Consider the following 12,951-nt stretch of genomic DNA (forward strand, 5'->3'; position numbering starts at 1 on the left):
GCTCACTGATGCGACACCGGTTATTTTACTGGCGGATAATGCCGGGCAGGCAGCACTAAGTGAAGACATTCTGGCGACGCTGACGGTGTTCGATCCGAATACCTTGCCGGAGCAGCCAGACAATAACCCGCAAGTCTCTGGATTGACCCCACAGCATCTGGCTTATGTGATTTACACTTCTGGTTCAACCGGCAGACCAAAAGGCGTGATGATTGAACATCGTAGCGTGGTTAATTTGACACTGACACAAATTAACCAGTTTGATTTTCGTGCCACCAGCCGAATGTTGCAGTTTGCCTCATTTGGGTTCGATGCCAGTGTCTGGGAAATCATGATGGCACTGTGTGGGGGAGCTACCCTAGACATTCCGGTTGATAGCGTTCGTCAAGACCCGCTGCGCCTGTGGCGTTATCTGGAAGAACGGCGGGTAACACACGCCTGTTTGACCCCGGCTCTGTTACGGGATGGGGCTGATTTACCGGCGATAACGATAAAGCCCACCTTGATACTGGGCGGAGAGGCACCTAGTGCGGCGTTGTTGCAAGCATTACGTGGTCGGGCAACGCTGTTTAATGCTTATGGCCCGACAGAAATCACCGTCTGTGCAACCTGCTGGCGTTGCCCGCCAGACTATACTGATATGCTGATCCCTATTGGGCGTCCGACAGCGAATACAACTATTTATCTCTTGGATAATCACGGCCAGCCAGTGCCATTTGGGGCAGTGGGGGAATTGTACATTGGTGGTGCCGGTGTCGCGCGTGGCTATCTCAACCGCTCTGATTTGACGACTGAACGTTTCCTGACGGATCCGTTCAGCGATCAACCGGATGCTCGTATGTACCGAACCGGGGATTTAGCCCGCTATCTGCCAGATGGCAATCTGGTCTTCGTTGGTCGTAATGATCAACAGATTAAAATCCGGGGTTTCCGCATTGAACCGGGTGAAATCGAAGCGCGGTTGATGGAGTATCCTGATGTGCGTGAGGCGATTGTATTGACGTTGGGTGACGGGCAGGATAAACGACTGGTGGCTTATGTGGTGGCACCAGCGGATGACGGACTGGCGGCCAGATTGCGTGAGTACCTAAGTGATATTTTGCCTGACTATATGATACCGGCGGCTTTTGTGCGTTTGGATGCCTTTCCGCTGACCCCTAACGGTAAGCTGGATCGCCGGTCGCTGCCAGCACCGGGGGAGGATGCCTTTGCTCGCCAAGCTTACCAAGCGCCACAAGGGGAAATTGAGATAGCATTAGCCACTATCTGGCGCGAATTACTGAATGTTGAACAGGTTGGCCGACATGACAGTTTCTTTGCCTTGGGCGGTCACTCGCTGTTGGCAGTCAAGATGATCGAACGTTTACGGCGTATAGGGTTGGGCCTGTCGGTGCAAACGTTATTCCAGCATCCGACATTAAGTGTATTGGCCCAATCTTTAGCGCCGCATCGTGAAATTAGCGTGCCTGATAACGGTATTACAGCGGGTACGACTGTGCTGACGCCAGCAATGTTGCCGCTGATTGATCTGACTCAAGCTGAAATTGATCGTATTGTTGAACAAGTACCGGGTGGGATTGCCAATATTCAGGATATCTATGCGCTGTCACCGTTACAGGATGGCATTTTATTCCACCATCTATTGGCAAATGAGGGTGATCCCTATCTACTGATTACTCAACAGGCTTTTGCTGATCGCCCCTTACTTGACCGCTATTTGGCTGCGGTTCAACAGGTGATTGACCGCCATGATATCTTGCGGACCGCCTTTATCTGGGAAGGGTTGTCTGTGCCGGCTCAGGTAATTTGCCGTCAGGTGCCTTTGTTCGTAACGGAATTGACGCTCGACCCGGCTGATGGGCCGATCAGTAACCAACTGGCTCAACGTTTTGACCCGCGCCGGCATCGTATTGACCTGAATCAGGCACCGTTATTACGTTTCGTTGTGGCACAAGAGCGTGATGGTCGTTGGATTGTGCTGCAATTATTGCATCACCTCATTGGCGACCATACCACGTTAGAGGTAATGAACAGCGAAGTTCAGGTCTTTCTCTCCGGGCGAATAGACACCGGGCGAATAGACACCGGGCGAATAGACACCGGGCAAATAGACAGCCTGCCTGCGCCGGTCCCGTTCCGTCATTTAGTGGCACAGGCTCGTTTGGGTATCAGCCAGACAGAGCATACTCGTTTCTTTACCGACATGCTGGCTGAGGTGGATGAGCCGACACTGCCATTTGGGTTGGCGGAAGCACATCATGACGGTTCACAGGTGACGGAATCTCATCGGATGCTGACAGCGGGACTGAACGAGCGCTTACGTGGTCAGGCGCGGCGGTTGGGCGTCAGTGTGGCGGCGCTATGCCATCTGGCTTGGGCACAGGTGCTATCGCGTACCAGTGGGCAAACGCAAGTGGTGTTCGGTACGGTGCTGTTTGGACGCATGCAGGCGGGTGAAGGATCTGATAGTGGCATGGGACTATTTATTAACACCTTGCCGTTGCGATTGGATATCGATGATACCCCGGTGCGGGACAGTGTACGCGCAGCACATAGCCGACTGGCGGGATTGTTGGAACATGAGCACGCTTCACTGGCGCTGGCGCAACGTTGCAGTGGCGTAGACAGGGGAACGCCACTTTTTAATGCGTTGTTGAACTACCGACATAATACCCAGCCGGTCACACCAGATGAAATCGTGAGTGGCATCGAATTCCTTGGCGCACAGGAGCGGACCAACTATCCATTTGTGTTGTCGGTAGAGGATAGTGGCTCTGATCTAGGGCTGACGGCTCAAGTGGTGCAACCATTCGATCCAGAACGGATATGTGGCTATATGCAACAGGCGTTGGCAAGTCTGGTGGAGGCGCTTGAGCAGGCGCCCGATATGCCGGTACAGCAGTTAGAAATTCTGTCGACAACTGAACGCACATTATTGTTAAAAACCTGGAACGCCACTGAAACAGCATATCCTGAGCGGTTGTGCATTCATCAACTGTTTGAACAGCAGGTGGAAAAGACCCCGGATGCCACGGCACTGATACATGAAAACCAATCCCTTAGTTATGTGGAATTGAATGCTGATGCTAACCGATTGGCTCACCAACTTATTGCGCTGGGTGTAGTGCCGGATCAGCGGGTGGCGATTTGCGTAGCAAGTTCACCGGCGCGGATAGTGGCGCTGTTGGCGGTGTTAAAAGCGGGAGGCGCTTACGTGCCGTTAGACCCGGCCTATCCGGGCGAACGTCTGGCCCATATTTTGACTGATGCTGAACCGATTATTTTATTGGCGGATAGTGTTGGACGTTCAGCCTTAGGTGAGCAAATGCTTGTGGGGCAGACAGTGATTGATCCGCATTTATTGCCTGATCAATCGGATAACAACCCACAACTATCTACATTGACCTCCCGTCATCTGGCTTATGTGATTTACACCTCTGGTTCGACCGGCACGCCAAAAGGGGTGATGGTGGAGCATCGTGGGTTAGTCAACCTTATTCAGGATAAAATCGCTCGATTTGACATTTTCCCCACTAGCCGGATGCTGCAGTTTGCTTCATTTGGTTTTGATGCGGGTGTCTGGGAAATGATGATGGCGCTATGCGGTGGTGCCGCTCTGGTTATTCCTGATGAGTCTGTTCGCCAGGACCCATACCGCCTTTGGCATTATCTGCAAGAGCAGTCAGTAACGCACGCCTGTTTGACTCCGGCTTTGCTGCGGGATGGGGCTGATTTGCCGGTGATAACGGTAAAACCTACCTTGATATTGGGCGGTGAAGCGCCCAGTGTGGCGTTGCTTAAAGCGTTGCGCAATAAGGCCACGGTATTCAATGCTTATGGTCCAACGGAAATCACTGTTTGTGCAACCAGTTGGCGTTGCCCACTAAACTATACCGATGTGTTAGTTCCCATCGGGCACCCAACAGCCAACACCCGTCTCTATCTGCTAGATGCCCTCGGTCAGCCCGTGCCGCTAGGGGCAGTGGGTGAACTCTATATTGGTGGCGTCGGTGTGGCTCGTGGCTATCTCAATCGTCCTGAACTGACCGACGAACATTTCCTTGCAGACCCATTTAGTCATATTGCTGATGCCCGGATGTATCGAACCGGGGACTTAGTTCGCTATCTGCCGGATGGCAATCTGGTGTTTGTTGGTCGTAACGACCAGCAGATTAAAATCCGCGGTTTCCGCATTGAACCGGGAGAAATCGAAGCCCGGCTGACAGAATACTCCGGGGTGCGTGAAGCGCTGGTACTGGCCTTAGGCGACGAACAGGATAAACGGCTGGTGGCTTATGTAGCGGCGGAAGCGGATGACGGGTTGGTTAACCGTTTGCGTGAACATCTGAGTGGATTGTTACCTGATTACATGGTACCGGCGGCCTTTGTGCGGCTGGATGCTTTTCCGTTGACGCCTAACGGCAAGCTGGATCGCCGGGCGTTACCCGCACCGGGGGAGGATGCTTTTGCCCGCCAGATCTACGCTGCACCGCAAGGAGAAACCGAAACCGCATTGGCTGCTATCTGGCGTGAATTACTGGGCGTTGAACAGATCAGTCGGTACGACAGCTTCTTTGCCTTGGGGGGCCATTCGTTGCTTGCGGTACGGATGGTTGAACGTTTGCGTAATTTGGGTTTAACGCTGGCAGTACGTGATCTGTTCCAATCCCCGATACTGTCTGAACTGGCGCAAACATTGAGGCTGAATCAGACCGAAAAAGTGCCGGCCAACATGATTACACCGGCCACCACGGTGTTAACGCCAGAAATGTTACCGCTGATCGATCTCACTCAATCTGAAATTGATCACATCGTCGAACAGGTACCGGGTGGGATAGCCAATATTCAGGATATCTATGCGTTGTCGCCGTTACAGGATGGGATCTTGTTCCACCATTTGCTGGCAAACGAAGGCGATCCCTATCTGTTGGCAGGTCAAATGGCTTTTGCTGACCGGCCTCTGCTGGATCGTTATCTGGCGGCGGTTCAACAGGTGATTAACCGTCATGACATCCTACGGACCGCCTTTATCTGGCAAGGATTATCCGTTCCGGCGCAGGTCGTTTGCCGTCAGGTGTCGTTGTCGGTGATGGAATTGCCATTAGATCCGGCTGACGGGCCGATCAGCGAACAATTAGCGCAACGGTTTAACCCACGTCAATATCGTCTCGATTTGGGGCAGGCACCGCTGTTGCGCTTTGTGGTGGCACAGGACAGTGATAGTCGTTGGATTGTTTTGCAACTGATGCATCATTTGATTGGCGACCATACCGCGCTGGATGTGATGAGCCACGAAGTTCAGGCGTACCTTGACGGGCAGGACGGCAACCTGCCAGCCCCGGCACCATTCCGTAATCTGGTGGCGCAGTCCCGACTAGGGATAAGTCAGGAAGAACATACCCGTTTCTTTACCGAGATGTTAGCTGAGGTTGATGAACCGACGTTACCGTTTGGGCTGGCGGAAGTTCGCCATGATGGCTCGCAGATGACCGAATCGCACCGGATGCTGACCCCTGAGTTAAATAACAGTTTACGTGGTCAGGCGCGGCGATTGGGAGTGAGCTTGGCTGCCCTATGTCATCTGGCTTGGGCACAGGTGTTATCACGTACCAGCGGACAGCAGCAGGTGGTATTTGGCACTGTCTTATTTGGGCGGATGGCGGCGGGTGAAGGGGCTGAAAATGGCATGGGGCTGTTTATCAATACCTTGCCGCTACGGTTGGATATGGATGATACCCCGGTACGAGACAGCGTACAGGTAGCACATCACCGGCTGGCGGGATTATTGGAACACGAATATGCCTCGTTGGCACTGGCTCAACGTTGTAGCGGGGTGCAGGGAGGAACGCCTCTGTTTAGTACCTTGCTGAACTACCGACACAATATAGCTTCGGTGGAATCGAATGAGATCATGAGCGGTGTTGAATTTCTCGGTGCACAGGAGCGGACTAACTATCCGTTTACGCTGTCAGTAGAAGATTTTGGTGATGCGCTGGGGCTGACAGCGCAAATCGTCCAGCCGTTTGATGCAGAGCGGGTGTGTGGTTATATGCAACAGGCGCTGGAAAGTCTGGTGGGTGCACTGGAGCACGCCTCGGAAACCCCGGTTCAGCGGTTGGAAATTTTACCGGCAGTAGAAAGGAAACGGCTACTGAAAGTCGGCAATGGCCCGCAAACGACATATTCCGACCCGTTGTGTATTCATCATCTGTTTGAACAGCAAGTGGCGAAAAATCCTGAGGCTACGGCACTGGTCTATGAAGAGCAGACTCTCAGCTATGCAGAATTGAATGCATATGCTAACCGACTGGCTCATCAGTTAATTGAACTCGGAGTGGAGCCCGATCAACGGGTAGCGATTTGTGTCACGCGTTCACCGTCAAGAGTGGTGGCGCTACTGGCGGTACTCAAAGCGGGTGGGGCTTATGTTCCCTTAGATCCAGCCTACCCGGGTGACCGGCTAGCTTATATGCTCACGGATGCGGCACCGTCAGTGGTACTGGCAGATAATGTGGGCCGTACTGCGCTAGGTGAACAGGCGCTTACGGCGTTAACGGTACTTGATCCGACTGTTCTGCCTGATCAGCCGGATAATAATCCGTACGTCCCGGCGCTAACCTCACGACATCTGGCGTATGTGATTTACACTTCTGGTTCCACCGGTACACCAAAAGGGGTTATGGTCGAACATCATGGCTTGGTCAATTTAATTTGGGAGAAAATCACCCAATTTGACATTTGCTCGGATAGCCGGATGTTACAATTTGCTTCATTTGGTTTCGATGCCAGTGTCTGGGAAATCATGGTGGCACTGTGTGGGGGAGCTACCCTAGACATTCCGGTTGATAGCGTTCGTCAAGACCCGCTGCGCCTGTGGCGTTATCTGGAAGAACGGCGGGTAACACACGCCTGTTTGACCCCGGCTCTGTTACGGGATGGGGCTGATTTACCGGCGATAACGATAAAGCCCACCTTGATACTGGGCGGAGAAGCACCCAGTGCGGCGTTGTTGCAAGCATTACGTGGTCGGGCAACGCTGTTTAATGCTTATGGCCCGACAGAAATCACCGTCTGTGCAACCTGCTGGCGTTGCCCGCCAGACTATACTGATATGCTGATCCCTATTGGGCGTCCGACAGCGAATACAGCTATTTATCTCTTGGATAATCACGGCCAGCCAGTGCCATTTGGGGCAGTGGGGGAATTGTACATTGGTGGTGCCGGTGTCGCGCGTGGCTATCTCAACCGCTCTGATTTGACGACTGAACGTTTCCTGACGGATCCGTTCAGCGATCAACCGGATGCTCGTATGTACCGAACCGGGGATTTAGCCCGCTATCTGCCAGATGGTAATCTGGTCTTCGTTGGTCGTAATGATCAACAGATTAAAATCCGGGGTTTCCGCATTGAGCCAGGTGAAATCGAAGCGCGGTTGATGGAGTATCCTGATGTGCGTGAGGCGATTGTATTGGCACTGGGAGATGGTCAGGATAAACGTCTGGTGGCTTATGTCGCATCTGAGGCGGATGACGGGTTGGCTAGCCAATTACATCGTCATTTAAGAGCTTTATTGCCTGACTATATGGTGCCGTCAGCCTTTGTGCGTCTGGATGCTTTTCCGTTGACTCCGAACGGCAAGTTGGATCACCGGGCATTGCCGGTGCCTGATCAGAACGCGTTTGCCCGTCAGATCTATGAAGCGCCACAAGGCGAAACAGAGATCGCCTTGGCGGCTGTCTGGCGTGAATTACTGGGGGTTGAGCGAATTGGCCGGCATGACAACTTCTTTACCTTGGGTGGACACTCGCTGCTCGCTATGCGGATGATCAATCTGGCCGCGGAACGAGGGTTGATTTGCTCATTGAATAATCTGTTCCAATTCCCGGTGCTAGCGGAACTGGTGGCAGAGATCACCTCAGATCCGCTGTCTCAATTGCAAAACAGCGCCATACCGGTGCGACCGGATGGAACCGAACCGCCGCTCTTCTTCGTGCCGAGTGGCATGGATGACTATTCCTATGTTTTTGGGCTGGCTCAGCATATTCAGGCGGATTACCCGATTTACGCGCTACCTTGGCCGTCTATCAATGAGGAACAGGCGTCGACCATTGAAGCTCTGGCGACCAGAATGATCACCTTTATGAAAGCAGTGCGACCAGAAGGCCCGTATCGGATATACGGCTACTCTTCTGGCGGTATACTGGCTTATGCCATTGCTCAGCAACTTTTGCATGCCGGAGAGACAGTTAATTTCTTGGGGCTAATTGATACACCTGCTCCGCACTGTTTCAAGACACGAGTCGATCAACCTAAACTTCAGTTCCTTGCTGAATTGGCAAGGCAGTCAGTGGATGAGCATCCTCAAGAGATTGCCGCGTTGCATCAGAAAATGGACGAACTGAATTTAGTGCAATTTATTGCAGCAGCGCAGAAGCTGGAATTATACCCATCAAATCTGCGCCCTGACTTAATTGCCAAACGTTGGGTACAGATGGGAAATTATGTCCAGATGGTTAAGGATTATGAGCCGAAAGCTCTGGCGATAACGCTACATCAATTCTATGCAATGGAATCTTATCCACAGATTCCATTTGTTACCGATGTTGCGCTACAGTCCGTAACGATGGAACCGTCGTTAGGTTGGGAACAGATAATTCCTGACTCTTCGCTACAGTTAACCTCGGTTCCGGGGGATCATTTTAGTCTGATGGAAGATAGTGAAAATAAAACTATTTTGGCTAAGACCTTAAGCAGGGCGTTGGCAATGAATTGTGAGGCGGAGGCGCTGTAATGCCAGTGATATTGTGGGATGAAAGGCTATACTTAAATAAAAATAGTTAAAAATCAATTTGTCCGGTTAACGGTTTTTATAATAGCCGGACAATCTTGCTGAATATAGGCGCCGAATGTTAATCACTTCGGTGCCTTATTTTTTTATCAAGTCCTACACCTGACGCTAGCGGAGAAATCCTATTTCTCAGCATTGTCTACGCTTGTAAACAATTCTTACACCCTTAAGTATGATAACCACTCATGGAGGTAAATGAGGAAATAGCGTAATCGTTAACTGTTTTTGTTAACAGAATAGCTGTCAGGATAAATATCACTACAGATATTCCGATTAAAACATTTGGCTATATGGGTGAGAGCCATGATTATGCTTTTCTCAGTGAAGAGGAAATGTTGCTATGGGGTTATCTTAATGTCAATAAATGTTATGTTATTGTCATGAAGTTTAAATATTTTGTTCAACATGCTGTTATATCGGTGGTGACAATGGGGGGTATTAAAAAATTGTATTTTTTTGAAAAAAAGAGTTGATCTTTATAAGCACCCGTTAAGAAGATAGAAAAATTCAGAAATCGCTCATCCTGTTTATGCATGATGTTATGCAGCGGCTTTTGCAGTAGATGCTCCTTTGAAAGTAGCTAGTTCCAGTTTACCGAAGGATTTACGTACTGATATAGGGAGAATAATGGAAGTAAGTTTGCAACGTGAATTCATTATCGCCGCTGAACTAGTCAATCACTACGCCAACGGCATGCTGCTCAGTACGCCGTTTTTTCATGAAGCTCTCAACCGTGATGCGAAAAAAGGTAGGCACTTATATTCTGTGGCAGTGATATTTCCCTGCCCATTATTATCCCGTTTTAACCTAAAAAGGAAAAGAGAAGGAAAAGAGAATGAAAACTGAAATATTAGCCAATATGCAGACTCGTTGTATCGGACGTTATCTGATTGATATTCCCTTGGCATTTGAAAACATCATCAACAATGAGATATTTATTGATGATGCAAAAATAGAAACCAAGCGTATGCATCTATCCGCATTTGAACAGCGCATAGAGATAAGAGAGCAAAAATTAAGGACGACTAAAACTGCCGATCCGAAAGATCTGCCCTTTTTAAAGAAAGTTTATCATCTCCAGGGAAAATTATATGGCGTGATTTTTGATAGAAATAATAGTGTCAGTGAACCCGGTTTTTCCCGAATATTAGAAGCCCATTTATATGATAATGAGGTTGCTTTTATTATAGAAATGAAATTTACAGAGATATCAGATGATAAATATAGTTATTCAAGAAACCTTTATATAAAATCTGGAGTGAATGAAAGCCAATATAAAATGCTTTCTCAAACTCTGGACAAAATGCAAAGGCTAATTGCCAGAATCAGTGGCAGAAAGGATAGCGATATTCCGATAGAGGCAGGAATCTGTATCCCTGATGGTTTTATTGCCGACTATAATAATGAAAAAGAAAATATAAAGTTTGTCTATCAAGGAAATCAGGATGATAATTTCACATTCAGTCTTGAAATCATTAATGACTTTAAAGGGGAAGGCACTTTACTTGAACGTATTAGTGCGATTGAAAGGGATTGGTTTATTAACTATGGCAAGATAATAAGAAAGGGGGAAAGAAAAATAAATGGGATTCATGGGGAAGAGTTATTAGCAGTAGGTATGCAATCTCTTAATAATAATCCGCGTTATCAATTTGATTTTGTTGCAAATGATATGGTGTTGAATAATAAAAAAATCTGTGTTGTCATTATGTTAATGAATTACCAGTTACCTGCAACGCCATATACCGAAGATGAATTGATCGCGTTTTGGGATGCAATAACGAAAACCTTTCGTAGAGGAGCGGATGCTTTCGAATAGCGATGAAGTGAGAGGGATAGTGTTTTAAATAATTCACTAATGGGAGGCTCAATGTGTTCTGATTTATATCGCTAATGGCTTTATTAGCTTATATGTTGTTTTTAAGTCCGGTAATATTGGTTGTTGATATACTTATCATTTGTCGGATAGGTTACCCGCAAATGCACATGCTCACCATCCCTCTCAAGCCTTTCACATTCTCCCTTTTTTGTAAATTTCTGGTGCTATTATCTCTATGTCGAAGTAAATAAATTTTTAAATAAGAGAAAGAGAGAAAAATTATTTTAATTCGTTTTGCCATAATAGCGTTAATAATGCTGTTTCAGCGGTAGCCTTGTTAATATACCCGTTATCTTTCAAGTTGCCTCTTTGTTGGCTGCACTCACTCACCCCGGTCACATAGTTACCTATGCTCCCGGGGATTCGCTCCCTTGCCGTCGCGATGCATCTTGAAATCCATAGGGTATAGATCAAGGCTACCGTTATTTATTCTGGTACGTCCAGATTGAATATTATTGTCAGGAACAAAATGGTTTAATAATAAAATTGCTATGACAATAAGAATTTTTCTGGTACATAATGATGAAAATTATTCGCTAAACAGTATTCTTCCAGTTGTTGGCTGGAATGAATCCCTATCTTGTTATATATCCTGGCCATATAGGTTTCAATGGTACGATAAGCAATATTTAATATCTGTCTAATTTGTTGTCTGGTGTATTTTTGTAAAAAGAAAAAGATGATATCCCATTCACGCGGCGTAAAAATATCGCTTGGTGGTTGAAGCATAATGGATGCCGGTAGTTTTTTATAATATTGATATAGGCTGGCTAATGAGTAGCTTTTAGCTTCCCAACAATGATACATGACGCCGATACAATTTCCATCTTCATGATAAAAAGGCAATTTTTCACAAAAGTAAGATGATAACATTTGATCTTGTCCGAATATATGTGTTTCAACTGAACATATTCTCTGTTCTTTTGCCATGACCATACTATCTTGAATAATAAATTCCTTAGCAAATTCAGCGCCGTCCCAAGGGAGTTCATGATCATAAAGTCCATCATAATTAAATGATGCTTTAAAATTATGAATATATTTCTTTGTTGCTGAGTTACCATAAATGAAATTTGAAGAACTATCTTTTATTCCCCACGGCTCATTGCTGATTTCCATCGTGTTGATAATTTGAGGTGATATCGTATAGTTCTTCATAAAGACTCCTTGAAAATTTTCAGTTTAAATGAACATTCTACTTTGAGATTCCCTGGTGCTTTCTGAGGTATAGCAATAAAATTGACTTTTTTCATAAGAGTTTTCTAGTGTTATATGTTATGGCAGAATGAATGGTTGCCTGTTTATTTTATTTAAAACAATGAGTTATGTAGTAAGGCTCCTTGCAATCAAATAATTTCTTAATATTATGAATGAATTATTTTGTTGCTGGATTGCCGTAACGTAAATAAAGCATGAAGAACTATCTTTTACTTCCCTACAGTCCATTACCTAATCTGAGGTGATATTGCATAGTTCTTCTTCATAATAAAAATTTTATTGTGATTTAGAGCCTAAGGAAATATTCTGCTTTCCCGGTTCACAAATCTCTCTGGCACGTAGAGGTCATAGTCATTCGTGCGGCAATATTCTTCTAATTGACGGCTAGAATGAACACCAATTCGTTTATATATTCGTGAGAAATGGGTTTCAACCGTACGATAGGAAATATTTAACATCCTACCGATTTGCTTACTAGTATACTTATGTAACATGAGGAAAATAACATCCCATTCCCGTTGTGTAAATATATCGGTTGGTGGAGAGAACAGAATAGATGCCGGGAGTTTTCCATAAAATAGACGGGTAAATGAGAAATCCTGAGCTTTCCATCCGTGGAAAATGACTCCGACACATTCGTTATCATCATTATAGAGTGGATATTTTTCTTGGAAATAAGATGAAAGAAAATTATCTTTCCCGAATATGTGTGTTTCAAGTGAACATACTCTTGCTTCTTTCTCCATTACTATTTGATCGTGAATAACGAATTCTTTTGCATACTCAACGCCTTCCCAAGGAATTTCATCATCATATTGCCCTTCATAATCAAATGAATCTGAAATATTGTGAAGATGTTTGAGTGCTAGATTGCCGTAAATAAAACATGAATTTTTATCTTTGATTCCCCAAGGTTCATTACTTTGCTGCATGGTATTAATGACTTGAGATGAAATATTGAAATTATTAGATTTTATCATAATGATATCCTGCCGTGTAATTAATA

General features: G+C 46.8%; 6 protein-coding genes. 3 read left to right on the top strand and 3 right to left on the bottom strand.

Annotated features, from left to right (window positions below):
- From CKY02_RS06635 to CKY02_RS06650, 3 genes are all read left to right on the top strand, one after another.
- Positions 1 to 8,791 (top strand): non-ribosomal peptide synthetase (locus CKY02_RS06635; RefSeq protein ID WP_146747403.1); only part of this gene is annotated, 8,791 nt, incomplete at its 5' end.
- A 684-nt stretch (positions 8,792 to 9,475) separates the two neighbouring features.
- Complete coding sequence (locus CKY02_RS06645; protein ID WP_112894679.1) at positions 9,476 to 9,694, top strand: hypothetical protein; 219 nt, start codon at positions 9,476 to 9,478, stop codon at positions 9,692 to 9,694.
- Complete coding sequence (locus CKY02_RS06650) at positions 9,684 to 10,667, top strand: T6SS immunity protein Tli4 family protein (RefSeq protein WP_112894680.1); 984 nt, start codon at positions 9,684 to 9,686, stop codon at positions 10,665 to 10,667. Before CKY02_RS06645 ends, CKY02_RS06650 begins: the two co-directional genes overlap by 11 nt.
- A 279-nt stretch (positions 10,668 to 10,946) precedes the next feature.
- Here the strand turns inward: CKY02_RS06650 and CKY02_RS23600 are convergent, their stop codons facing one another.
- From CKY02_RS23600 to CKY02_RS06660, 3 genes are all read right to left on the bottom strand, one after another.
- A complete protein-coding gene (locus CKY02_RS23600) occupies positions 10,947 to 11,141 on the bottom strand; it encodes a hypothetical protein (protein WP_146747396.1) in 195 nt (64 codons plus the stop codon).
- 75 nt (positions 11,142 to 11,216) lie between these two features.
- Entirely contained in the window at positions 11,217 to 11,885 is a 669-nt protein-coding gene (locus CKY02_RS06655; RefSeq protein ID WP_112894681.1) for a LuxR C-terminal-related transcriptional regulator, read from the bottom strand.
- A 353-nt stretch (positions 11,886 to 12,238) separates the two neighbouring features.
- Complete coding sequence (locus CKY02_RS06660) at positions 12,239 to 12,925, bottom strand: helix-turn-helix transcriptional regulator (RefSeq protein WP_112894682.1); 687 nt, start codon at positions 12,923 to 12,925, stop codon at positions 12,239 to 12,241.
- Between the last annotated feature and the right edge of the window lie 26 nt (positions 12,926 to 12,951).

The organism is Photorhabdus bodei, from assembly GCF_003287735.1.
GTDB classification, from domain to species: domain Bacteria; phylum Pseudomonadota; class Gammaproteobacteria; order Enterobacterales; family Enterobacteriaceae; genus Photorhabdus; species Photorhabdus kayaii.